This is a genomic window from Micromonospora marincola (assembly GCF_056150385.1).
On record NZ_JAXCFT010000003.1, the window covers coordinates 495,842 to 519,492 of the forward strand.

Here is a 23,651-nt window from a genome sequence, read left to right on the forward strand (position 1 = left end):
TCCGCCGCCTCGACCGGACGACCGGTCGGGGCGGCGGACCGCTTTTCCCCACCCGGTGGCTCGGCTAGCCTGCGGAACATGTCATCGACGGTGACCGAGGCGACGGATCCGTGGTGCCTGCGCGCCGGCGAAGCCGGTGAGCTGCTGCGCGACCATCCCTGGCACCGGTTCGTGGTGCTGGGGGACAGCGTCGCCGAAGGGCTGTGCGAACCTGTCGAGGGCTACTCCGACCTCCAGTGGGCCGACCGGATCGCCACCGAACTGCGGGCGGTGCGGCCCGATCTGGCCTACCTCAACCTGGGCCGGCGGGGGCTGCGCGCACACGAGGTCCGGGCCACCCAACTGGCCGACGCGCTTGCGTTCCGGCCCGACCTGGCGCTCGTGGTGTGCGGCGGCAACGACGCGTTCCGTCCCGGGTACGACCCGGACGCGGTCGACGCCGAACTGACCGCCGTCATCACCGCGCTGCGCGCCGCCGGGGCGGACGTGCTCACCGTCGGCATGTTCGACGTCTCGCACAGCCCGGCCGTGCCGGACACGCTGCGGGCCGGCCTCGGCGAGCGAATGCGGCGGCTGTCCCGCCACACCCGCGCGGTGGCCGAACGCCTGGACACGCTGCACGTGCACCTCACCGACCATCCGCTTGTCGCGGACCCGTCGCTCTACAGCAGCGACGGCCGGCACGGCAGCGCCCGCAGCGACGCGGTCGCCACCGCCGAGACCCTCCGCGTCCTCGCCGCCCGCGTCCGCGCCGTCCAGCGCGACGGCAGCCGGTAGACGCGCGCCGCGCGACAGTCGCCCGCTCCGCCGCGCAGCGTCCGGCTCCACCCAGAACGGCCCAGTCGTCCGAACCGGTCCCGCCGCTCGAACCGGCCCCGCCGCTCAAACGAAGCCTGCCCGTTACCGGACCGGCCGCGCCGGGCAAACCCGGTCGAGGCGACCCTCACCGCTGTCCTTCCGGCTCGCGAGTGCCTAGAAACTTGATGTCGAGAACGACTCGGCCGGAACAGCTGCCACCGGCCCACCGTGATTACCGTGATGCCGGTGCGGGACGGTGCGGGACGGTGCGGGACGCGCCGAGGCGGGCTCCCCTCGGCACCAGGCGACCGGCCGAGGTGTCGGTGAGTCGTTCTCGACATCAAGTTGTAGGCAACACGGACCTGCCTCTGTTCTCGATGCAGGGCGCATCGGAGACCGCCGGCCGATGGCCAGAGAGGCTACCCGCGGGCCCGACCGCCCCGTCCGCAACTGCCGGTCGAGGCCCAGCGCCGGTCGAAGAAGTTACGGCCGGTCGGCGGTCAGGAGGCCGGTGAGCAGGGCGCGCAGGGTGCGGTCGAACAGGCCATCCCCGGGTGGCGGGGTGGGCGCGGGGGCGGCGAACGCCGCCGCCAGGTGTGGGTAGGCCGCCAGGTCGACGTGGTCGAACGTCACCGGGCCGGCGGCTGTCGCGGTGCGGGCGAAGAGCGTGACCACGCCGGTGACCATGGCGATCGCCTCGAACTTGGCGGCGACCCCGGCCCGGACCGGTTGCAGGATGCGCAGGCAGGCGTCGAAGTAGGCGAGCGTGTTCGGCCCGGGAACGGCGCGCGGGGCGAGCGCGTCGACAAGCCACGGGTGCCGCCGGTGCAGCGCGAGCTGACGGCGGGCCAGCAGGAGGAACTGCTCCTGCCAGCTCCCGCTGTCGGCCGGGTACGGCCGCAGTTCGCCCACGCACCTGTCGACCATCAGCTCCAGCAGGTCGTCCCGGGAGGACAGGTGCCGGTAGAGGGAGCCGGCGGCCATGCCGAGCGCGCCTGCCACCGCCCGCATGGACACGGCGGTCAACCCGTCGGCGTCGGCAAGCGCCACCCCGGCGGCGGCGATCTCGTCCCGGCTGTGCGTCGGGGTGGGGCCGCGGGTGCCGCGTCCCGGCCGGCTCCAGATCGAATTCGTGGATGCGCCGCTCACCGTCCCACTGTAAACTGCAAACATCGTTCGCGGTTTTGTGGGGTCGATGGGAGCGGTCATGCAACGGATCACGGCACCGGACGGCGCGGGGATCGTCCTGCACACCACAGGCACCGGGCCGGGCATCGTGGTGGTGCACGGCGGCGGGGTGACGATCGCGGAATACCGCCGGTTGGTCGCCCGGCTGGCCGACCGGTTCACCGTGCACGCCTACAACCGGCGGGGACGGGCCGACGCCGCGCCGCGCCGCGAGCCGTACACGGTGGAGCAGGAGATCGACGATCTCGGCGCGGTGCTCGCGCACACCGGCGCCCGGTGGGCGGTCGGGCACAGCTACGGCGCGTTCGTCGTGCTGCGGGCCGCGCTGCGGCTGCCGCTGGAGCGGATCGCGGTCTACGACGCCCCGCTGCGGCTGGCCGGGCACGGCATGCCGACGGCGTTCCTCGACCCGGCCGAGGCCGCCGTGCGGGCCGGCGACAGCGCCCGGGCGCTGGCCGTCGTGGGCGCGGCCGTCGACCCACGGAACCCCGCGTCACGGCTGCCGCTGGCGGTCCGTACGGCGATCACCCGGCTCTTCCTGCGCACCGAGGTCGGGCGGACGATGGGCGCGCTGGTGGGGATGACGCTCGCCGAGTCGCGACAGATCGAGGCGCACGAGGGGCCGGCCGAGCAGTACGCCGGCATCACCGCCGAGGCGCTGCTGATCAGTGGCGCCAAGGCCGCGCCGTTCTTCACCGAGACCAACGACATGCTTGCCGCCGTCCTGCCCCACGCGCGCACCCTGCGCGTCCCCGGCAGCGCCCACAACGGCATCGCCGTCGCGCCCCCGGCCCTGATCGACCCCCTGACCGCCTTCTTCACCACCCCGACCGCGGGCGAGGTCAGTCGGTGAGGAGGACGCCTGTCATGAGGACGCCTCTCGCCAGGTTCAGGACGCCCTCGCAACCGGGGTAGCCGACCCGTGCCAGGGCGCCGGAGCCGGTGCGGCCGAAGAGGTAGGGAGCCAGGCTGTAGGGAACCTCGGCGGTGACCGTCTCGCCGGTCTCGATCTGCACGAAGTCCATCGCCACCCGGTCCGCCTCGTGATAGCGCTGCAGGATGTGACCGCCCTCGTCGATCGCGGCGCGTATCCCGTCCGCCCAGGCCACCGCGCCGCACTCCGGCCCGATCAGCACCCCGTGCCCGGCCGACCCGCCGGCCGGCTTCGCCACCAGGTCGGCCTGCTCGGCAAGCGCCCGGTCGAGCTGGTCGGCGGTGAGCGCGACGGTGTGCGGCACGTACCGGCGGATCAGCGCCCGGTCGGGCTCCGGCAGCAGGTCCAGGTCGGCCCAGAGCCAGGCGTAGTTCAGCTTGTTGCTGAGCAGCCAGGCCGCGCTGCTGACGAACATCGGCAGCGTGCCGGCGGCGAGCGCGCCGGCCACCGCGTCCAGGCCCGCGCTCGGTGTGACCCGGTTCGGCACGAAGAGCCGGAACAGCGCGTCCACCGGGGCGCCACCGACGACGAGCCGGCTGTTCCCGTCGAGCGTGGCGGTGGCGACCGGCGCGATGACCAGGTCGATGCCGAACCGACGGGCCTGGTCCGCCAGCGGGGACAGGATCCGGATGAACGTCTCCGGGTCGTCCAGCCCCGGATATTCCGCCTCGAAGTCCATCAGCAGCGCCACCCGCGCGCCGTCGGCCAGGCCGAGGGTGTCCCGGATGGCGACGAACCGCTGGTCCAGCAGGGACGGCGCGGGCCGGGCCCGGTCGAGCAGGCCGTGGGCGCGGTACAGGTCCGCGTACCGCTGGACCACGGTGTCGGCGTCGAAGCCGCCGCCGAGGCTGCTGTCGATGTTGTACTCCACGATGCACGGCACGCCGCCGGAGAACAGCACGTCCGGTCGGTACGCGGCGAGCAGCCCGTCGTGCAGCACCTCGTCCGGATCCAGCAGCCGGGTCTCGCCCTCCGGCACGTCCAGCAGCCGGCGCAGCTCACCGGCGGTGCGGGCCCGCCGCTGGCAGGCCTCCAGGATGAGCTGGACGATCCGGTCGCAGACCTCGTTCAGCTCGCGGAACGCGTCCCCGGTGAGCACCGGTGGGCGGGCCAGCCGCCACTGCTTGTTGTAGGTGGCCCGGCCGTGGAAGATCTCCTCCCAGGCGCCGGCGCCGGCCGTCACCATCGCCGCGCGGGTGGGCTCGGGCAGGTCCGTCCACGCCTGGTGCAGCGGCGGCCACGGATAGTTCGGGTCCATCGTTCATCAGTCCTTGAGGGTCAGTTGGATGGCGGCGGTGAGCTGGTCCCGGCCGGGTTGCACGGCCCGGTCCAGGGCCGGCGCGAAGGGCAGCACCGCGCCGTCGGGCCGGGTGACGCGCCGGGGCGGGGCAGCCAGCCGGACCCGCTCCACCACGGTCGCGATGATCTCCCCGGCGATCCCGCAGGAGCGGTTGCCGTCGTCGACCACGACGAGTCGCCCGGTGCGGCGCACCGAGTCGACAAGCCCGTCCCAGTCGAACGGGTAGAGCGTGCGGGGGTCGAAGACCTCCACCGCCGCCTGGCCGGCCAGTTCGTCGGCGACCGCGAGCGCGTCGTGCACCAGGTGCCCGACGGCGACCACTGTCACGTCGTCGCCCGTCCGGCGCACCACGCCCCGGCCCAGCGGCACCGGCGCCGGGTCGGTCACGTCCTCCCGCAGGTCCAGCGCCCCGGCCGGGGCGAAGACCACCACCGGGTCGTCGCAGCGGATCGCGGAGACCAGCAGCCCGTACGCGTCGGCCGGGGTGGCCGGCACCACTGTGGTCACCCCGGCGTGGGCGAACAGCGCGTACGGGTGATCGGAGTGCTGCCCGGCCCAGCCGGTGCGGGAGCCGGAGCCGGGCACCAGGTAGGTGACCGGCACCGCGCACTGGCCGCCGGTCATCAGCGGGAACTTGTGCGCGTGGTTGACGATCTGCTCGAAGACCAGGAACAGCAGCGACGGGATCTGGAACTCCACCACCGGACGGGCTCCGGCCAGCGCCGCGCCGGTGGCGAAGCTGGTGAACGCCTGCTCCGACAGCGGGGTGTCCCGGACCCGCTCCGGGCCGAACTTCTTCAGCAGGCCGGTGGTGACGTTCGCCGCGGCCACCCGGATGTCCTCGCCGAGCACCAGGACCGACTCGTCGCGGGTCATCTCGTCGGCGAGCGCCCGGGTCAACGCCCGGCGGTAGGAGAGCCGGGGCATCAGCCACCTCCGGTCCGGGCGGTCAGCCCGCTGGCGTACAGGTGGTCCAGGGCGGTCGCCGGGTCCGGGTGCGGGCCGGCGAGCGCGAAGTCGACGGCGGCGGACAGCACCGCCTCGACGGTGGCGTCGACCTCGGCCCGCACCGCCGGATCGAGCCGCGCGCCCTGGATGTCGACCGGGTCCCGGGACCGCCCGGCGGCCACCTCCTCCGGCGGCCGGTAGTCGAGGCGTACCCGGTGTTCGAAGGTGTGGTGGGCGTCGAACCGGTAGGTGTGCGCCTCGATCAGCTCCGGGCCGCCGCCGGCGCGCATCCGCGCGACGGCGGCGGCGCTCGCCGCGCGTACCGTCTCCGGGTCCTGACCGTCGACGGCGGTCGCCGGCAGGCCGAACGCGGCGGCCCGCCCAGCGATGGTGCCGGCGACCGCGCCGGCGACCGGCATGGTGGTGGCGTAGCCGTTGTTCTCGCAGACGAACAGCACCGGTACCCGCCAGAGCGCGGCCAGGTTGAACGCCTCCAGCAACATTCCCTCGTTGACCGCGCCGTCGCCGAAGAACGTCGCGCCGACCACGTCGGCGCCGCGCCGCCGGCGCTCCCACACCGCACCGGTGAGGATCGCGCCGGCGGCCCCGACGATGGCGTTGGCGCCGAGCACCCCGACGCCGAAGTCGGCGGCGTGCATCGACCCGCCCCGGCCCCGGTTGAGCCCGGTGACCCGGCCGCACAGCTCGGCGAGCATCCGGGCCGGGTCGGCGCCCTTGGCGAGCACGTGGCCGTGCCCCCGGTGGGTGCCGGTGACCAGGTCGTCGGCGCGCAGCGCCGCGCAGACCCCGGCGGCGATCCCCTCCTGGCCGAGGTAGGGGTGGATGCCGCCGACGATCTCCCCGGCGTCGACAAGCTCGATCGCGCGCTCCTCGAAGCGGCGGATCAGCCGGACCGTCCGGTAGAGCGCGACCGGGTCGGATCCGGTCACGCCGGACGACCCTCCTTGATCGCGGCGAGGATGTCGTCCCAGAGCCGGGCGCGGGCGGCGAGCGCGTCGTTCACCGTGTCCGCGCACTCCTGCCACTTCGTGTCGTCGTCGCCGCACAGGTCGGCGAGCATCTGCATGGCCATCGGGGTGTGCTGCTCGCCGTCGACCTCGATGTGCCGCTCCAGGTAGTCGACGAACGTGTTCAACCGGTTGCTGCGCTCGTTGACGGCGACGACCTGGGTGAACATCTCCGGGATGAGGTCCTCCCGGCCGAACGCGAACGCCGCCGCCTGGCAGTGCACCGGGGTGGTCTCGATGATCCGCCAGGTGGTGCCGGCGAAGGCCGCCGAGGCCGCCGGCACGCCGGCCGCGCCGAGCGCCTCGGTGACCGGCCGGCCGGCGCGCAGCAGGTCGACCAGGCTGTTCACAGCGGTGGTGTCGGCGCCGGCCTCGGTCATGCCGTTGACGTACAGCTCGAAGTGGCTGATGTAGCCGGCGCCCAGCTCGTCGCTCTCCTCCACCATCACGATGTCGTTGATCAGGCGGCGGCTGCCGGTCGGGCCGGTCGGGATCCACGGCACGGTGACGCAGGTGAGCTGGCGTTGCAACGACTTCAGCAGGGACATGAAGTCCCAGACCGCGAAGACGTGATGCTCCATGAAGGTGACGAGCGCCTCGTGCGTGTCCAGATTGGCGTAGAGCGGGTGCTTGACCACCACGTCGCGGCGCTCGGTCACCGCCCGCTCCAGCCGCTCGATGCCCGGGTGCGTCTTTCCCCAGTCGTACCGTGACATTTGTCAGCCTCCCTGCTGGGCGCGGTCGCGCCAGATGACCGGGCAGTAGTCGGGGTCCGCGTAGTCCGGCCGGCCCTCGTGGGTGCGGCGGACCAGCACGTCGTGGTTGTACGCGGCGCGCGTGCCGTCGGAGAGCGGATACTCCCGCCAGGCGTTCGCGCCGTCCTGCAGGTGCAGCGAGATCGCCCGGCGGGGCCGCCCGCTGACGTTCGCGCCGCTGCCGTGGTAGGTGCGGCAGTGGTGGAAACTCATGTGCCCCTTCGGGATCACCATCGGGACCTTGCGGATCTCGGCGTGGTTGTACGCCGCGTTCTCGGCAAGCATCGCCTCGAGCTGGTCGCGGTCCCGGTCGGCGAAGTGCCGCACCACCGTGTCGTCCGCGCCGATCTCCCGCCACCGGTGCGAGCCGTCCACCATGGTGATGGTGCCCATCTCCGTGCCGCAGTCGTGGAACGGGATGAACGCGGTGAGCATGTCCTCCGACGACGAGGACGCCCAGTAGTGCTTGTCGAAGTGCCAGGGCACGATGTTCGACGGTTCCCCGGCGATCGGCGGCTTCCAGATCAGCGTGGACTGGAAGATCCGGATCTCGGTGGCCCGGGCGAGCCGGGCGGCGACCGCGCCGATAAGCGGCTTGCGCAGGATCCGGGCGATGCCGTCGTGCTCGTGGTGGACGTAGTCGTTGTGCCGCTGCACGTCGCCCTTCGACGGCTCCCAGTAGGCGAGCTTCGGTGGGCGCGCCGGCAGCCGCCTGTCGCGTTCCCCGGCGTAGTAGCTGTCGGTCGCGGCGACGAGGTCGTCCACCTCGTCGTCGGTGAGTAGCTTCTTCGACAGGTACCAGCCGTGTTCGGCGTAGTGCCGGACGTCGTCGTCGGAGGGCAGCAGCGCCTCCTCCTCGGCGGTCAGCCCGGGATCGATGGTGGTCATGGGCCTACCCCTCCAACCCTCCGGCCGCGACGGCGGGGGTCGCCCCCGCCGCGGCCAGCTCGCGTTCCTTGGCCTCGTAGAGGGCCTTGATGTTGCCGCTGCCGAAGGTGCGCGCCCCGCGCCGCTCGATCACCTCGAGGAAGAGCGTGCGGCGCACGTGCATCGACTCGGTGAAGATCTGCAGGAGCTGGCCGTCGTGGTCGGAGTCGACCAGGATGCTCAGCTCGCGCAGCCGGTCCACAGGCGCGTCCAGTCGCCCGACCCGTTGCTCCAGGTCGTCGTAGTAGGCGCCGGGCGTGCGGGCGAACCGCACCCCCCGGCCGGTGAGCGCGCCGACCGTGGTGACGATGTCGTCGGTGCGCAGCCCGAGGTGCTGCACGCCGGCCCCGGCGTGCCAGCGCAGGAAGTCCTCGATCTGCCCGGGTCGGGCGCCGGTGTCCGGCTCCAGCAGCACCAGGGTGACCTGACCGGACGAGTTCTGCACCACCTTGGAGTTCATCGCCTGCCCGGCGACCTCGATGTGCTCGGCGAAGATCTCGGCGAAGCCGAACACCTTCTCGTAGTGCGCCACGGTGGCGTCGAGCTGCCCGGGCGGCACGCACACGGCCAGGTGGTCCACCTCGGCCAGCAGCGCGTCACCGTCCGCGACCGGCACCGGCTCGATCGCGCCGGGCAGGAACACGCTCGGGTCGCCGCGCCGCTCGACGAGGCGGTGCAGCACGTCGCCGAAGCCGCCGACCTCGGCGACCACCACCTCGGCGTCCGCGCCGGTGTAGGCGCGCGGCGGCGTCACCTCCGTCGCGCCCCGTTCGACAAGCTCCGCGTACGCCCCGGCGGCGTCGTCCACCGCGAGCGCGACCACGGCGATGCCGTCACCGTGCCGGTGCACATAGGTGGCGGCCGGGTGCTCGGCCGACAGCCCGGTGGTCAGCAGCAGCCGGATGCCGGCCTGGGCCAGCAGCAACGACCGCTGCCCGGCCAGCCCGGTCTCCGGTCCGCCCTGGCCGTGCAGCCGGAAGCCGACCGCGGTGTCGAAGTAGAAGGCCGCCTGCCGGGCGTCCCCCACGTACAGCTCCAGATGGTCTATGCCGTTGACGTGCATGGGCTTCCCCTCTTCCCCCGTGATCGCGGACCGGGCACCTCGCCCGGTGGTGGAGTCCGGTCAGCCCGGCGCCGGGGTGGCGACCCGGCGCAGCAGCAGGCTGACGTTCTGGCCGCCGAACCCGAACGAGTTCGTCAGCGCGTGGTCGGTCCGGGTGGGCCGGGGCACGGCGCGGACGTGGTCCGCCTCGCACTCCGGGTCCGGGTCGTCCAGGTGGTACGTGGGCGGGAGCAGGCCGCGGCGCAGCGCCAGCGCGGTGGCCGCGGCCTCCAGCACCCCGGACGCGCCGAGCAGGTGCCCGGTGAGCGCCTTGGTGGAGCTGACCGGCACCCCGCCGACGCCGAACACCTCGGCCAGCGCGGTGGTCTCGGCGACGTCGCCGAGCTTGGTGCCGGTGCCGTGCGCGTTCACGTAGCCGACGTCGGCCGGTCCGATCCCGCCGGCCGCGAGGGCCTTGCGCATGCACGCGGCGGCGCCGGCGCCGTCGGGGCGCGGCGCGGTCGGGTGGTACGCGTCGGAGTTCGTCCCGTAGCCGGCGACCGCGGCGTAGCCGGTCACGCCCCGGGCGGCGGCGTGCCCGTCCCGTTCCAGCACCAGCAGCGCCGCGCCCTCGGAGAGCACGAACCCGTTGCGCCGCTTGTCGAACGGGCGGCTCGCCTCGGTGGGTTCGTCCCAGCCCCGGGCCAGCGCCCGGGCGTTGGTGAAGGTGTCGGCGAACGTGCCGAACAGCGGCGCCTCGCTCGCCCCGCAGACCACCACGTCGGCCTCGCCGGCGCGGATGAGGCGTACCCCGTCGGCGACCGCCTGGGCGCCGGAGGCGCAGGCCGTGCCGACCGCCGAGCTGTAGCCGCGGATGCCGTGCGCGATGGCGATGCGCGCCGAGGGCATGTTCGGCAGGATCCCGGTGAGCAGGTACGGGCTGACCGCCGCCCGGCCCCGGTCGGCGCGGGCCACGATCTGGCGTTCAAGCGTCGACATCCCGCCGACCCCGCCGACGATCACCGCGATCCGCTCCGGGTCGACGTCGCGCCCCACCTGGATGCCGGCGTCGGCGAGCGCCTCGGCGGCGGTGAGCAGGGCGAGCAGCACGACCCGGTCGAGCACCTTGGTCTCCGGTCCGGAGGCGACGCTGCGCGGGTCGATCTCCGGCAGCACCCCGGCCACCTCCAGGCTGTCCCGCGCCGGGTGCCCCTCCGGGGGACGGCTGAGCCCGGAGCGGCCGGTGAGCAACGCGTCGAATGTCGCCGTGACGCCCCGACCGGCCGGCGTGAACAGGCCCATGCCGGTGATCAGCGCGGTCATGACGGCGCCTCGGACAGGTAGCGCTCGCGCAGCGCCACCTTGCGGACCTTGCCGGTCACGGTGACCGGGATGTCGTCGGCGCGTACCGGCACCACCCGGCGCAGCGTGGCGGCCACGTCCGGGCCGAGCGCGGCGCGGATGCGCGCGGTGCGGTCCTCGGCCGGGTCGGCACCGGCGGCCAGTTCCAGCAGCACGTCTGTGGTCACCGTGTCGCGCTCCTTGACGATCACCACCGTGCAGTCGGTCACGTCGGCGCAGGCGGCGAGGATCCGCTCCTCGGACAACGCGGTGAAGAAACGCTTCCCGCCGCCGACCTCGACCGAGTCGACCGCCCGGTCCAGGTGGTAGTAACGGCCGTCGTCGTCGGCGTACACCAGGTCGCCGGTGAGGTACCAGCCGCGCAGCCGGTACCGGTAGGTGGTGACCGAGTCGTTCCAGTAGCCGCGGAACAGCGACGGCGAGTCGATGCCCAGCCAGCCGACCTGCCCGGCCGGCAGCTCGTTGCACTCGGCGTCGAGGACCGCGACCGTCGCGAACCGGTACGGGCGGCCGACGCAGCGGCCGTAGCGGGAGGTGTCGACGGTGTGCGTGATGTGGAACATCGAGTGCCCCATCTCGCTGGAGCCGAGCCCGTCGATGAAGACCGAGCCGGGCACCCGGGTCACGCCGCCGCGGGTCACCACGTCCCGCGAGCCGGCCGCGACCAGCCGACGCACGTGCGGCTCGTGCGAGCAGTCGCCGGTGTTGAACCACAGCCGCACCGAGTCCAGGTCGTAGCCGGACAGGTCGAAGCGGGCCAGCTCGGCCCAGGTCACCGAGAAACCGAAGACGCCGTCCGGGCGCCACCGCTGGATCGCGTCGAGCACCCGTTCGCCGCCCTGCTCGGAGAGCAGGTAGATCTCCGCCCGGTTGCCGAGCGCCTGGTTGACCATGAGAACGGTGGCGGTGTGCGGGGCGGGCAGCGCGTTGAGGATCCGGCTGGTGCCCTGCGCCTGCGGCATGGACAGCAGGTGCCGGGTGGCGGCGAAGAGGCTGGCGTGCGAGTGCAGCACCGCCTTCGGCACGCCGGTGGTGCCGGAGGTGTGGGTGATGACGATCGGGTCGTCCGGGTGGTGCCGGTAGTGCGCGGGCGCGGCGGCCGGGTCCCCGGCGCCGGCCGCCGCCGGCTCGCCGAGCAGCGGGGCGCCCGGGTCGTGCCCGGCGAGCGCGGCGGCGTGCGCCGCGTCGGCGAGCACCCCGACGGCGCGCAGCCGGCGGATGTACTCGGCGGCGATCTCCGGGCGCAGCCTGCCGTTCATCAGCGCGGGGATGGCGCCGAGACGGGTCAGCGCCAGGAACGACAGCACCATGTCGGCGGCCGAGCCGGCCCACACGGCCACCGGGTCGCGCGGCTTCACCCCCCGTTCGTGCAGCCAGGCCGCCCGGGCGGCGACCATCCGGTCGAGCGCGCCCAGGGTCAGCGGGGTCTCGGCCGGGTGGCCGTCGACCTCGGTGTCGAACGTGATCCCCGGCCCGTCCGGGTCGACGCCGTGGGCCAGCACCCGGGCGAGCACGTTGCCCGCGCCCAGTTCGGTGTCGGCGGCAAGCGCGCCGCGTAGTCCCCTCGTCCTCATTGACGTGTCTCCTCCCCCAGCAGCACCGCGCTCGCCTCGCCCGACGTGCCGTCCGGTGCCAGATCGATCAGGATCAGCAACGCCTGCGCGGCGTCGCCGTCGTGGCACAGCAGGTCCGCCTCGGCCTCCCCCTCGGCCCGCGGCTCGCCGGTCGGGCTCAGGCACACCACCGGCCCGTCCAGTCCCCAGCGCGCCGCGACGTGCCCGGCCACGCTGTTCGGCACCGACTGGAAGAAGAACAGCGGGCCGACCCGCCCACCGGCCGCCACTGTGGCCCGGACGTGTGCCGCGCCGGCCGTGTCCCCGCCCGCGCTTACCAGCACCACCGCCGTCCGGTTGCCGGCCGGCAGCGGCCCGCCGCCGTACCGCCGGGTGAGGCACCGCTCGGCGACGGCCGCCACCAGCGGCGCGAACGCCGAGTGCACGAACCCCGGCAGGGCCGGCGCCGCCGCGTCCCCGTCCTCGGGCCACCGCGCCTCGGCCAGCACTGACGGGGTCACGGGGCACCGACCAGGAGTGCGGTGTTCGCGCCGCCGAAGGCGGCGTTGAGCGTCAGCGCGTGGCCGGTGGCCACCGGGCGGGGGGCGTCGCGGATCACGTCCACCGGGCAGTCCGGGTCGGGGGCCAGCCAGCCGGCGGTGGGCGGCAGCTTGCCGTGCCGCAGCGCCAGCACGGTGACCACCAGTTCGAGCAGGCCGGACGCCTCAAGCGCGTGCCCGTGCACCGACTTGGTGGAGCTGACCGGCAGCCGCCCGGCGAGGTCGCCGAAGACCCGGGTCAACGCCTTCGCCTCGGCGGCGTCGCTGAACGGGGTGCCGGTGGCGTTGGCGTTGACGTAGCCGACCGCGGCCGGGGGCAGCCCGGCGCGGCGCAGCGCCGCATCGACCGCCCGGGCCAGCCCGTCCCCGCCCGGGTGCGGCTGGCACGGATGGTAGGCGTCCCCGGCCCGGCCCCAGCCGGCGACCGTGGCCACCGGCTCCGCGCCCCGTCGGGCGGCGACGCCTGCCGACTCCAGCACCACCGCGGCGACCCCGTCGCCGAGCAGCAGACCCTTGCGGCCGGCGCTGAACGGGCGTACCGCGCCGTCGGCGGCGAGCGCCCGGCCGGCGTCGAAGAGCGCGTACTGGTCGGGTTCGACCAGGTAGCCGGCCGCGACCACGACCCGCTCGGTGTCACCCCGGCGGATCAGCGCGGCGGCGTCGGCCACGGCGGTGCTCGCCGAGACGCAGGCGGTGGTGTAGACCCGGGTGGGCCCGCCGAGGCCGCAGCGCGCGGCCAGGTGACAGGCGAGCGCCGGCACCGTCGGCTCGTCCACCCCCGACGGTACGGGCAGCGAGCGCGGCCCGCCGTGGGTGGCCAGGAACAGCGCCGTGCCCGCCCGGTCGGCCCGGTTCAGCCCGGCGTCCCGGCCGGCGTGGTCGACGGCGTCGGCCAGTTCCCCGGCGAGCGTGTCGGTCTCCGGCAGGGTGGCGGCCACGGTGACCCGGCGGCCGGTGGTGTCGAAACGGCGCACCGGGCTGAACGCCGGGGCGCCGGTGAGCACCCCGGCCAGCAGCGCGTCGGCGCCCCTGCCCAGGGCGCTTGCCGCGTGCGTGCCGGTGATCCGTACGGTCTCCCGCTCAGCCATCTGCGGGAGCGGTGAGCGAGGTCTGGAACACCGTCAACGCGTCGTCGACGGTGCGGATGCCGGCGAGTTGGTCGTCGGTCAGGTCCAGCCGGCGGTCGTAGCGTTGCTCGACGAGGTGCACCAGCCAGGCCAGCTCCATCGAGCCGAGCCGGTCCGGCACCGCGTCGACAGGCTTCGCGGTCAGTTCGGCGAGCATGGTCACCAGGTCAGCTCGCCCCAGGTCGGGCTGACCGGGCATCAGGAGGGGTCGCTGTTCGTGGCCGCCCGGTCGGCCACCATCGTGGTGAACTCGCCGACCGTCATCAACGCCAGCTTCTCCGACTCGTCGTCGGCGAACTTCAGCCCGTAGCGGTCCTCGACCCGGACGGCGAGGTCGGCCAGGGCCAGCGACTCCAGGTCGACGCCGGAGGGACCGAGGGTGGTGCCGTCGTCGACCCCGTCGACGTCGTAGTTCATGTCGGTGAGCTGCTCGATGACGAAGGTGCGGACCTCGTCGCGCATGGGTGTGACCTCATTTCGGTACCAGTTACCGGTGCCCGGTCGGGACACCGTGTCCTTCCGGACCGGCCGTGCCCGCGGCGTGCGGCGGGAGCTGACGCGGCGGCGGATCCGGCGCGCGGGTGGCGCGCCGCCCGGCCGGCCCGGGGTGGGGGTCGGGGTGGGCCGGACGCCCGGCGGGCGCCCGGTGGCGGTCGTGCTCGCGCAGCGGGCCGGTCACGATGCCGCGTCCCGCAGCGCCGGGGCGGAGCGGACCAGCTTGCCGGTGGTGGTGCGCGGCAACCGGTCGAGCAGGCGCAGCGTGCGGGGCCGTTTGAAACCGGCCAGCCGCTCGGCGATCAGCGCGTCAAGCGTGTCCTCGGTGAGCGTGCCGTCGGTCTGCACGTAGGCGCTGATCCCGTCGTCCCAGACCACCACCGCGGCGGTGACCCCGGACAGCCCGGCGACGGTTGCCTCCACCTCGGTCAGGTCGACCTTCAGGCCGCCCACCGACACCTGCGAGTCGAGCCGGCCGGCGATGGTCACCAGCCCGGTGTCCGTGTCGACCCGGCCGGCGTCGCGGGTGTGCAGCCAGCCGTCGGCCCAGCGGGTCGGGTCGGCGAGCCCGACGTACGGGTTGGCCGGGCAGCTCACCCACAGCTCGCCGTCCTGGGCCCGGACCCGGATGCCGGGGGCGGGGGCGATGGCGGGCCGGTGCCGCCCGTGCAGGTCGGTGCCGATGACGCCGACCTCGGTCATCCCGTACATGTTTCCCAGCGGAACGCCGTAGCGGTCGGTGAACGCCCGGGCGACCGCGGCGGGCACCAGCTCACCGCCGGTGGTCATGCGCGTGAGCTGGGGCAGCGGCCCGGTGGGCGCGGTGGAGGCGAGCAGCCCGATGTGGAACGGCACGCCGAGCACGGTGGCCGGGGTGTCCTGCGCGGCCACGGCGGCGAGCACCGCGTCGCCGGTGAGTCGTTCCGGCGGGCACAGCTCGACCCCGGCGTGCAGCCCGTAGAGCAGGCCGCCGACCAGGCCGAGCACGTGCACCATGCTGGGTAGCAGGATGATCCGCTCGCCGGGCCGGGCCACCCCGTCGATCTCGGTGTAGCGGCGCACCTCGGCGACCAGGTCCTCGGCGGTGCGGCCGATCACCTTGGACGGCCCGGTGGAGCCGGAGCTGAGCTGGATCACCGCGTGCGGGCTGCCGGCCGGCCGGTCGGACCAGGCGCTGACCCCGGCGGTGACGTCGACGAAGACGCGCAGCGCGCCGCCGCCGGTGCGCACCGGCGCGACCACCACCTGCGGGGTGAGCCGGTGCAGCGCCCGGTCGACCTCGTGGTCGGTGAGCCGGTGGTCGAGCAGCACCGCCTGCGCGCCGGCGCGCCAGGTCGCAAGCAGGTGCGCCACGTACGCGACCGACGGCGGCAGGCGCAGCGCGGCGGCTCCGCCGCGACGCAGCCCGGCGTCGGTCAGCCGGTCCTGCGCCTCGCCGACCAGCCGGCGCAGCGTGCCCCGGTCGACCGGTTCGGGCAGGCGCAGGCAGACGTCCGTGTCGCGCCCGGCCAACAGGATGTCGTCCACCCAGTCCGCCGTCGTCGACGCAGCATTGTCCGCCACGGGATGTGCAGCCACGACCCGCCACCGCCCAGCCTAGAAGTGGGCGAGATCCGCCCGGAGGTCCGCCCTTCGCAGTGCTGACGGAACCCTACGACGGGCCCACCAGCATCGCCAGATGCAAATGGCTAGATCCAAAACAGCGGCTGGGTGGATTGCCCAGGATCGATCGGACAGGAAGGATCGGGCGCACGCCGGCTTGGTGGCCCGCCGGCCGCGCCGCCCTGCGCGAGCGCCGGTGCGTTCAGCCGGGCCGCCCGGCATGGCGTTTCGGCTGCCCCGCTCGGCGTTTCGGCCGGCCGACTCAGCGTTCGGCGGACGGCGGGGGCGCGACGGCTGGCGGGGGCGCGGCGCCGCGCAGCACAAGCGCGCTGTTGAACCCGTCGAAGCCACGCGCCCCGACAAGCGCGATCCGGCTGCGCGGCCGGCGGGGTTCCCGCAGGAACGTCAGCTCGCACCCGGGCGCCGGGACGTCCGGGCCGGCGGAGACCGGCAGCACGTCCCGCTGGAACGCGAGCAGCGCGGTGGCCGCGTCCAACGCCGACCCGCCCTGGTGGGCCCGGCCGGTAAGCGGCTTCTGCGTGGTCACCGGCGGGGTCCGGTCGCCGAACACCGCCCGCAACGCGGTCGCCTCGGCCCGGTCGTACGCCGGCACGCCGAGCGCGTCCGGCCAGATCACGTCCACGTCGTGCGGGCGGACCGCGGCCCGGTCCAGGGCCAACCGCAGCGCGCGGGCGTAGTGGGTCGGGTCCGGCCCCTCCTCCGGATCGGTGGGGGCGGCGTCGTGGGTGGCCGCCCAGCCGGTGATCTCCCCGTAGATCCGGGCGCCCCGCGTGAGCGCGTGCCCCAGCTCCTCCACCACGAACACCGCGCCGCCCTCGGCCGGCACGTAACCGCTGGCCGCGGCGTCGAACGGCAGGTACGCGCGGGCCGGGTCGGCGACGTCGCTGAGCAGCCCGGAGCGGAGCTGGCAGGCAAGCGCGTACGGGCTCAGCGGGCACTCGGTGGCCCCGGCGACCACCACCGGAGTGCCCCGCCGGACGGTACGCACCGCGTGCGCGAGGCTGTCCAACCCGCCGGCCGACTCGGACACGGTGACCCCGGACGGGCCCTTGAACTGGTGGCGGATCGACAACTGCCCGACGCTCGCGGCGTAGAACCAGGCGATCGACTGGTACGCCCCGACGGTGCGGGTCGGCCCGCCCCACAGCCGTTGCAGCTCCCGCTGCCCGAACAGGTTGCCACCTGAGGAACTGGCGAGCGTCACCGCCCAGCGGTACGGGTCGGGCGACTCCTCCGGCAGGCCGGCATCGGCGAGCGCCAGCCGGGTGGCGGCGAACCCGAGGTGGGTCCAGCGGTCGGTCTGCACCCGCTGCCGCGCGCCGACGAACCCGGCCGGGTCGAAGTCGGCCACCTCGCCGGCCACCCCGGTCGGGTAGGACGCCGGGTCGAACAGCGTGATCGGGCCGGTGCGCCGGGCGCCGGCGAGCACTGTCGCCCAGTGCGCGTCCGCGCCGACGCCGCTCGGCGCGACCACGCCGATGCCGGTCACCACCGCCCGCGCCGTCATGCCGGTGCCACCGCCAGCCGGCGGAACACCATCGCGGACTGGAAGCCGCCGAACCCGCTGCCCACCGAGAGCGCCACGTCCACCGGCACCTCCCGCGCCTCGTTCGGCACGTAGTCCAGGTCGCACTCCGGGTCCCGGGTGGCCCAGTTGGCCGTGGGCGGGACGACGCCGTACTCGATGGCCATGGCGCAGGCGGCCATCTCGATCGAGCCGATGGCGCCGAGCGAGTGCCCCACCATCGACTTGATCGAGCTGATCGGCACCCGGTACGCGGCCGGGCCGAGCGCACGCTTGAACGCCGCGGTCTCGTGCCTGTCGTTCTGCCGGGTGCCGGAGCCGTGCGCGCTGACGTACGACACGGCCGACGGGGCGAGCCGGGCCTGGCGCAGCGCGTCGGTGATGGCCACCGCCATCTCGGCGCCGTCCGGGCGCAACCCGGTCATGTGGAAGCCGTTGCTGCGGCTGGCGTAGCCGGCGACCTCGCAGTAGACGTGCGCGCCCCGGCGGCGGGCGTGTTCGGCCTCCTCAAGCACCAGCACCGCGGCGCCCTCGGCGAGCACGAAGCCGTGCCGGTCGGCGTCGAACGGCCGGGAGGCGTGCTCCGGGTCGTCGTTGTCCGGGCTGGTGGCCCCGATCGCGTCGAACGAGGCGACGGTGACCGGGGAGATCGGCGAGTCGGCGGCACCGGCCAGCACGATGTCGGCCTCGCCGTCGGCGACGAGCTGGTGGGCGTACCCGATCGCGTCGATGCCGGAGGTGCAGCCGGTGGAGACGACCTGGGCCGGGCCGTGCAGGCCGTGCCGGCAGGCCACGTCCGCGGCCAGGCTGCTGGGCACCAGCGCCTGGTAGAGGTACGGCCCGCCGAGGGTGTGGTCGACAAGCCAGTGCCGGCCGGAGTCGCTGACCCGGACGTACTCCTGCTCCAGCGCCATGGTGCCGCCGACGGCGGTGCCGAGCACCACGCCGGCCCGCTCCCGCTCGGCGTCGGTGAGGGTCAGCCCGCTGTCGGCGAGCGCCTCGGCGGAGCAGGCGAGCGCGAACTGCACGTACCTGTCGGCGCGCTGCCGTTCGGCGAGCGTGATCCCGGCGGCGTCGGGGTCGAAGTCGCACTCGGCGGCGATCTGCGAGCGGAACGGCGACGGGTCGAAGAAGCTGATCCGGCGGGTGGCCGTGCGCCCCTCGGTGATCGTCTTCCAGAACCGGTCCCGGGTGGCGCCGCCGGGCGCCACCACGCCGACGCCTGTGACCACCGTGCGCCGGCCGGTCACGACGGCTCCCGTGGCGGTGGGGCGGCGCTCTCGGTGTCGACGTGGCCGAGTTCCGGGCGCGGCGCCAGCGGCCCGAGGTGGAACACCACCTCGGCCGGCTCGTCGCCGGTATTGCGCAGCCGGTGCCGCACGTCCTTCGGCACGTAGAGCGCCTCGCCGGCGGCCACCGGCACCGGCTTGTCGTCCAGGTCCACGGTGATCGCGCCGCGGGCGACGTAGAGGAACTCCTCGCTGTACGGGTGGTAGTGCTCGGCGATCCGCTCCCCCGGGCCGAGCGTGGCCACCCCCATGAAGCCGGAGGTGCTGCCCACGGTCTTCGGGCCGAGCAGCACCCGCAGCTCGCCGCCGCGCCGCCGGTCGGCCGGGACGTCGTGGACGGAGACCCGGGCCGTGGTGGTGTCGGTCATCGCGCGATCCCCTCGATCTTCTCCTTGATCACGGCGAGCTGGATCGCGCTGTTGGTGTTGATCCGCGCGGTCATGCCGGCGTTGTCGAGCGGCGCGGTGGGCTTCATGGCGAAGTCCTGGGTCCAGGTCATCCGGGTGCCGCCGGGGATCTCCTCGTAGCGCCAGTGGATGCGCATGTACTCGAACGGCCCGGTCTCCACCCGCCGGGCGTGCACCTCCCGGGTGACCGGGTCGGCGGTGCGTTCGCTGACCCAGCTCCACGCCACCCCGTTCTCGTCCGGGTGCATGGTGAGCCGGAAGCGGACCGTGTCGCCGTCGCGGTGCAGGATCTCGGCCACCGCGTACTCGGTGAACAGGTCGGTCCACCCGGCCACGTCGTTGGTGATCTCCCAGACCAGCGGCAGCGGCGCGGCGATGTCCACCGCGTTCTCGGTGTGGCCGGGCGGGTCGGCGCGGCGGGCGACCAGGTCGGCGACGCCGGCGATGCTGAGCGCGCCGGCCTGCTCGGGGATCTTCACCCGCCACCTGTCGGCGACCACCGCGGCGAGTTCCAGCAGCGCCAGCGAGTCCATGCCCAGTTCCTCCAGGCTGGCCGCCGGCGCGGTGGCGGCGGCGTCCGGGTCCAGGCCGCAGCGCGTCACCAGGATCTCGGTGATCTCGGTGGTAAGCGGTCGGTCGGGGGCGAGGGTCATCGGTTCCTCCAGGTGGTCGGGCCGGCGGTGGGCACGGCGGGAACGGGGGTACGGCCGGTCGGGTCGGCCGCGGCGCGCGGATCGGGCACCACGGGCGGGACCGTCACGGCGGGCGGGGCGGCGTCGGCGGGCGGGGCGGCTCCGGCGGGTGGGGCGGCTCCGGCGGGTGGGGCGAGCAGGCGCTCGACCAGGGCGGTGGTGTGCCGGGCGGCCCGGAACGCCGGGTCACGCAGCACCCGCCGGGCGAACGGGATGGTGGTGCGCACCCCGGGTCCGGCCACGTCGAACTCGGCAAGCGCCCGGTCGAGCCGGTCCAGCGCGGCGTCCCGGTCCGGCGCCCAGGCCACCACCTTGGCGAGCAGGGAGTCGTAGTGCGGGCTGACCAGGTAGCCGACGTGGCCGTGCGTGTCGACCCGGGTGAACGGGCCGCCGGGCGGCCGGAACCGGTCCAGCCGGCCGGGCGCGGGCGCGAAGTCCCGGTCCGGGTCCTCCACGTTGACCCGGCACTCGATCGCCACCCCGTGCAGCCGTACGTCGGACTGCCGCAGGCGCAGCGGGACGCCGGCGGCCACGTACAACTGCTCCCGCACCAGGTCGACGCCGGTGACCATCTCGGTGACCGGGTGCTCCACCTGGATCCGGCAGTTGATCTCCAGGAAGTGGGCGCGTTCCGCGTCGTCGACAAGGAACTCGACGGTGCCGACGCCGGTGAAGCCGACCGACAGCGCGCCGCGCAGGGCGACCTCGGCGAGCGTGTCCAGGGTGGCCTGTCGCAGCGCGGGCGCCGGCGCCTCCTCGACCAGCTTCTGGTGCCGGCGCTGCACCGAGCAGTCCCGGGTGCCCAGGTGCACGCCGTTGCCCGCGCCGTCGCAGAGCACCTGCACCTCCACGTGGCGGGCGTCGGCGAGGTAGCGCTCGACGTACACCCGGTCGTCGCCGAAGGCGACCTGCGCGGCGGCACGGGTCCGGGCGTACGCGCGGGGCAGCTCGGCGGCGGAGCGCACCACAGTCATCCCGCGCCCGCCCCCGCCGGCCGCGGCCTTGACGATCACCGGGTAGCCGACCTCGGCGGCCACCTCCTGGGCCTCGGTGACGGTCGGCAGCGTCCGCACGCTCCCCGGCGGCAGCGGCAGGCCGGCGCGGCTCATCAGCGCCCGGGCCGTGGACTTGTCCGCGAGCGCGGCCATCACCTGCGGCGGCGGGCCGACGAAGACAAGCCCGTTCTCGGCGCAGATCTCGGCGAAGTCGGCGTCCTCGGAGAGGAAGCCGTAACCGGGGTGCACGGCCTGGGCGCCGGTCTGCCGGGCCGCCTCGACGATCGCCGCGGCGTTGAGATAGCTGCGCCGGCTGGCCGCCGGGCCGATCCGCACCGCCTCGTCGGCGAGCCGCACCGGCAGCGAGTCGGCGTCGGCGCTGGAGTGCACCACCACCGTCCGTACGCCAAGTTCCCGGCACGCCCGCAGCACCCGCAGCGCGATCTCACCCCGGTTGGCGATCAACACCTTGTCGAACATCAGCCGTCCTGTCCCGTGACCGGGTCCAGGGTGATCAGCGGCTGGTCGTACTCGACCGGCTTGCCGTCGGAGACCAGCACCTCGACCACCCGACCGGCCTGGCCGGCGGTCACCTCGTTCATCAGCTTCATCGCCTCGACGATGCCGATCACCTGGCCCGGCCGGACCAGGTCACCGACGGAGACGAACGGCTCGGCCCCGGGCTCGGCGGCCCGGTAGAACGTGCCCACCACGGGCGCCCGGACCGTCGGCCGGTCCGCCGTGGACGTCGCCTGCGCGCCGCCGGGCACCACCGGCTCGCCGGCCGGTTCCGACCCGGTACGCGGCGCGGGCGGCACCGGGTCGTGCCACTCCACCTCCAGCGCCGCGTCGCCACTGCGCAGCCGCAGCCGGCGTACCGGCCCGGCCAGATCGGCGACCAGTTGGTGGGCCTGCCGGCGCAGCCCGTCCAGCACCTGTTCGGCCCCGTCGTCCGCCATCACGCCACCTCCGGCCGGCCGTCGGCGCGGCCCTGATCGGTCCCGCCCGACGGGCCGGCGGCGCGGGTCGGCGCGGTCCCACCGGACGGGCCGGCGGCGCGGGCCGCGCCGAAGCGGCGGAAGCGCTGCCGGCGGCGTCGCACAAGCGTGGCCGGCGGCACCGTGAGCAGCGGGGCGAGGTTCGCCGCGACCGCCCGGCCGAGCAGTTCGGCCGCGCCCGCCGGGTCGCCGTGCGCGGCCGGGTACGGCTCCGGCACCAGCTCGTCGACCACGCCGAGCCGGCACAGGTCGGCGCCGGTGAGCCGCAGCGCCCGGGCGGCCTGCGGGGCGGCGGAGCTGTCCGGCCAGAGGATCGCGGCGCAGCCCTCCGGGCTGATCACCGAGTAGACGGCGTGCTCCAACATGAGCACCCGGTCGGCGACCGCGAGCGCGAGCGCGCCGCCGCTGCCGCCCTCGCCTGTCACCACCGCGACCACCGGGGTGGGCAGCACGCTCAGCGCGAGGATGTTCTCGGCGATCGCCGTCGCCTGGCCCTGCTGCTCGGCGGTCACCCCCGGGTCCGCGCCGGGCGTGTCCACGAGCGTCACCACTGGCAGCCGGAGCCGGGCCGCGAGCCGCATCAGCCGCAACGCCTTGCGGTGCCCGGCCGGGCTGGCCATGCCGAAGTTGCGGGCCACCAGCTCGGCGGTGGTGTGGCCCTTCTGGTGGCCGATCACCATCACCGGCCGGCCGTCGAGCCGGGCGACGCCGCCGACGATCGCGGGACAGTCCGCGCCGAGCCGGTCGCCGTGCAGCTCGACGAAGCCGTCGAACGCGGTCTCCAGGTAGTCGAGCGTGGTCGGTCGGCCCGGGTGCCGGGCCGTGCGTACCGTCTCCCAGGGGTCACCTGCCGGCCGGCCGGCCGGCGGCGGGGCGGCCGGGCGCGGCGCCGGGCGGGCCGTGGACCGGGCCCGGCCGGCCTCGGCGGCGGCGAGCAGCGCGGTCAACCGCCCCCGCAACGCGTGCCGGGGCACCACCATGTCGACCTGCCCGTGCCGGAGCAGGTACTCCGCGGTCTGGAAACCGTCCGGCAACGCCGCGCCGGTGACCTGGCGGATCACCCGGGGGCCGGCGAAGCCCAGCCGGGCGCCGCTCTCGGCGAGCACCACGTCGGTGTTGGTGGCGAACGAGGCGGCCACCCCGCCGTACGTGGGGTCGGTGACCACGCTGACCGTGAGCAGGCCCGCCTCGCGCAGCCCGGCCAGGGCCTGGCTGACGGTGGCCATCTGCATGAGCGACAGCGCGCCCTCCTGCATCCGTGCCCCGCCGGAGGCGGTGACAAGCACCAGCGGGGTGCCGTCGGCGAGCGCCCGCTCGGCGGTCCGGGTGATCAGCTCACCGACCGCGCAGCCGAGGCTGCCGCCGAGGAAGCGGAAGTCCATCACCGCAAGCGCGACCGGGTGCCCGCCCAGCCGGGCGGTGCCGCAGACCACCGCCTCGTCCAGGCCGGTGCTCGCACGGGCCGCGCCGAGCCGGTGCGGGTACGGCAGCGCGTCGACGAACTCGATCGGGTCGACCCGGACCGCCCGGTCCGGCAGCGGGGTGAACGAGTCCGGGTCGACAAGTTGGGCCACCCGGTCCGGCGCGTCCAGCCGGGCGTGTGCCCCGCACTCCGGGCAGACGTCCAGGTTGCGGCGCAGCCGCTTGCGGTAGAGCAGCGAGGCGCAGCCGTCGCACCGCGACCAGAGTTGCTCGTCCCGGGGCGCGGTGGTGGTCATGGCCGCCGCCCGGAGGCGTCGTACCGGTAGAAGCACCGGGCCATGGCGTCGCGGGGCGAACGCCAGGTCGGCAGGTACGGCGAGATGTACGGGCGCAGCCGCTCGCTGACCCGGACGAACTCGGGGTGCCCGCGGGCCTCCTCCACCGCGCCCTCGGCCGGCGTCTCCGTCTCCAGCAGGTGCACGTAGAGGTCGTGCAGCCGGTAGAGGGACCGGTGCCGCACGCCGACCAGGCCGGGCAGCTCGGTCGCGTCGGACTCGGCGAAGATCTCGGCGACCCGGTCCTCGGCGGTGGGCACCACCTTGGCGACGATGAGCGAGCGGTCCATCCGCGGCCTCCCCTGGTACGTCCCGGTGCGCGGCGGACCGGTCACGCCGCGCGGATCA

At 74.7% G+C, this 23,651-nt stretch carries 24 protein-coding genes; 2 read left to right on the forward strand and 22 right to left on the reverse strand.

The window, feature by feature from the left end; translation table 11 throughout:
- Positions 1-78: 78 nt before the first annotated feature.
- Positions 79-777, forward strand: a complete 699-nt coding sequence (locus SM450_RS10655; protein ID WP_474619534.1) for an SGNH/GDSL hydrolase family protein — start codon at positions 79-81, stop codon at positions 775-777.
- Between the two features lie 504 nt (positions 778-1,281).
- Here the strand turns inward: SM450_RS10655 and SM450_RS10660 are convergent.
- A complete protein-coding gene (locus SM450_RS10660) occupies positions 1,282-1,947 on the reverse strand; it encodes a TetR/AcrR family transcriptional regulator (protein ID WP_474619535.1) in 666 nt (221 codons plus the stop codon).
- Positions 1,948-2,005: 58 nt separating this feature from the next.
- Between SM450_RS10660 and SM450_RS10665 the strand changes: the two genes are divergently transcribed.
- Positions 2,006-2,839, forward strand: coding sequence for an alpha/beta fold hydrolase (locus SM450_RS10665; RefSeq protein ID WP_474619536.1), 834 nt, complete (start codon positions 2,006-2,008; stop codon positions 2,837-2,839).
- On the opposite strand, the gene SM450_RS10670 is transcribed toward SM450_RS10665, so the two are convergent.
- The 21 genes from SM450_RS10670 to SM450_RS10770 all read right to left on the reverse strand — a co-directional run bounded on the left by SM450_RS10670 (position 2,829) and on the right by SM450_RS10770 (position 23,593).
- Positions 2,829-4,178 carry an ATP-grasp domain-containing protein gene (locus SM450_RS10670; protein WP_474619537.1) on the reverse strand — a complete coding sequence of 450 codons (1,350 nt, stop codon included), beginning with the start codon at positions 4,176-4,178 and terminating at the stop codon, positions 2,829-2,831. The two genes, SM450_RS10665 and SM450_RS10670, sit on opposite strands and share 11 nt — an antisense overlap.
- A gap of 6 nt (positions 4,179-4,184) precedes the next feature.
- On the reverse strand, positions 4,185-5,147 hold the full coding sequence (locus tag SM450_RS10675; protein ID WP_474619538.1) for an alpha-ketoacid dehydrogenase subunit beta: 963 nt from the start codon (positions 5,145-5,147) through the stop codon (positions 4,185-4,187).
- Positions 5,147-6,118: a thiamine pyrophosphate-dependent dehydrogenase E1 component subunit alpha gene (locus SM450_RS10680; protein WP_474619539.1), complete on the reverse strand. Its 972-nt coding sequence runs from the start codon at positions 6,116-6,118 to the stop codon at positions 5,147-5,149. Before SM450_RS10680 ends, SM450_RS10675 begins: the two co-directional genes overlap by 1 nt.
- Entirely contained in the window at positions 6,115-6,912 is a 798-nt protein-coding gene (locus SM450_RS10685) for a DUF3050 domain-containing protein (protein WP_474619540.1), read from the reverse strand. The genes SM450_RS10680 and SM450_RS10685 overlap by 4 nt, the downstream gene beginning before the upstream one ends.
- Positions 6,913-6,915: 3 nt before the next feature.
- Positions 6,916-7,839 (reverse strand): phytanoyl-CoA dioxygenase family protein, encoded by a 924-nt coding sequence (locus SM450_RS10690; RefSeq protein ID WP_474619541.1) that lies wholly within the window; start codon positions 7,837-7,839, stop codon positions 6,916-6,918.
- Between the two features lie 4 nt (positions 7,840-7,843).
- Complete coding sequence (gene hppD, locus SM450_RS10695; protein ID WP_474619542.1) at positions 7,844-8,941, reverse strand: 4-hydroxyphenylpyruvate dioxygenase; 1,098 nt, start codon at positions 8,939-8,941, stop codon at positions 7,844-7,846.
- A gap of 60 nt (positions 8,942-9,001) precedes the next feature.
- The gene (locus SM450_RS10700; RefSeq protein WP_474619543.1) at positions 9,002-10,243 is read right to left on the reverse strand and encodes a beta-ketoacyl-[acyl-carrier-protein] synthase family protein; all 1,242 of its coding nucleotides are present in this window, start codon (positions 10,241-10,243) and stop codon (positions 9,002-9,004) included.
- Complete coding sequence (locus SM450_RS10705; RefSeq protein ID WP_474619544.1) at positions 10,240-11,856, reverse strand: class I adenylate-forming enzyme family protein; 1,617 nt, start codon at positions 11,854-11,856, stop codon at positions 10,240-10,242. The genes SM450_RS10700 and SM450_RS10705 overlap by 4 nt, the downstream gene beginning before the upstream one ends.
- On the reverse strand, positions 11,853-12,356 hold the full coding sequence (locus SM450_RS10710) for a beta-ketoacyl synthase chain length factor (protein ID WP_474619545.1): 504 nt from the start codon (positions 12,354-12,356) through the stop codon (positions 11,853-11,855). Before SM450_RS10710 ends, SM450_RS10705 begins: the two co-directional genes overlap by 4 nt.
- On the reverse strand, positions 12,353-13,483 hold the full coding sequence (locus SM450_RS10715; protein ID WP_474619546.1) for a beta-ketoacyl-[acyl-carrier-protein] synthase family protein: 1,131 nt from the start codon (positions 13,481-13,483) through the stop codon (positions 12,353-12,355). Before SM450_RS10715 ends, SM450_RS10710 begins: the two co-directional genes overlap by 4 nt.
- A complete protein-coding gene (locus SM450_RS10720) occupies positions 13,476-13,721 on the reverse strand; it encodes an acyl carrier protein (RefSeq protein WP_474619547.1) in 246 nt (81 codons plus the stop codon). The genes SM450_RS10715 and SM450_RS10720 overlap by 8 nt, the downstream gene beginning before the upstream one ends.
- Positions 13,721-13,984 (reverse strand): acyl carrier protein, encoded by a 264-nt coding sequence (locus SM450_RS10725; protein ID WP_282293718.1) that lies wholly within the window; start codon positions 13,982-13,984, stop codon positions 13,721-13,723. The genes SM450_RS10720 and SM450_RS10725 overlap by 1 nt, the downstream gene beginning before the upstream one ends.
- Positions 13,985-14,197: 213 nt before the next feature.
- A complete protein-coding gene (locus SM450_RS10730; RefSeq protein WP_474619548.1) occupies positions 14,198-15,595 on the reverse strand; it encodes a class I adenylate-forming enzyme family protein in 1,398 nt (465 codons plus the stop codon).
- Between the two features lie 286 nt (positions 15,596-15,881).
- Positions 15,882-17,147, reverse strand: coding sequence for a beta-ketoacyl synthase N-terminal-like domain-containing protein (locus SM450_RS10735; RefSeq protein ID WP_474619549.1), 1,266 nt, complete (start codon positions 17,145-17,147; stop codon positions 15,882-15,884).
- A complete protein-coding gene (locus SM450_RS10740) occupies positions 17,144-18,415 on the reverse strand; it encodes a beta-ketoacyl-[acyl-carrier-protein] synthase family protein (RefSeq protein WP_474619550.1) in 1,272 nt (423 codons plus the stop codon). Before SM450_RS10740 ends, SM450_RS10735 begins: the two co-directional genes overlap by 4 nt.
- Entirely contained in the window at positions 18,412-18,822 is a 411-nt protein-coding gene (locus SM450_RS10745; RefSeq protein ID WP_474619551.1) for a cupin domain-containing protein, read from the reverse strand. The genes SM450_RS10740 and SM450_RS10745 overlap by 4 nt, the downstream gene beginning before the upstream one ends.
- Entirely contained in the window at positions 18,819-19,514 is a 696-nt protein-coding gene (locus tag SM450_RS10750; RefSeq protein WP_474619552.1) for an SRPBCC family protein, read from the reverse strand. Before SM450_RS10750 ends, SM450_RS10745 begins: the two co-directional genes overlap by 4 nt.
- Positions 19,511-21,028, reverse strand: a complete 1,518-nt coding sequence (locus SM450_RS10755) for an acetyl-CoA carboxylase biotin carboxylase subunit (RefSeq protein WP_474619553.1) — start codon at positions 21,026-21,028, stop codon at positions 19,511-19,513. Before SM450_RS10755 ends, SM450_RS10750 begins: the two co-directional genes overlap by 4 nt.
- Positions 21,028-21,507, reverse strand: a complete 480-nt coding sequence (locus tag SM450_RS10760; protein ID WP_474619554.1) for an acetyl-CoA carboxylase biotin carboxyl carrier protein — start codon at positions 21,505-21,507, stop codon at positions 21,028-21,030. Before SM450_RS10760 ends, SM450_RS10755 begins: the two co-directional genes overlap by 1 nt.
- On the reverse strand, positions 21,507-23,264 hold the full coding sequence (locus SM450_RS10765; protein ID WP_474619555.1) for an acetyl-CoA carboxylase carboxyltransferase subunit alpha: 1,758 nt from the start codon (positions 23,262-23,264) through the stop codon (positions 21,507-21,509). Before SM450_RS10765 ends, SM450_RS10760 begins: the two co-directional genes overlap by 1 nt.
- A complete protein-coding gene (locus tag SM450_RS10770) occupies positions 23,261-23,593 on the reverse strand; it encodes a TcmI family type II polyketide cyclase (RefSeq protein ID WP_474619556.1) in 333 nt (110 codons plus the stop codon). Before SM450_RS10770 ends, SM450_RS10765 begins: the two co-directional genes overlap by 4 nt.
- Positions 23,594-23,651 lie beyond the last annotated feature (58 nt).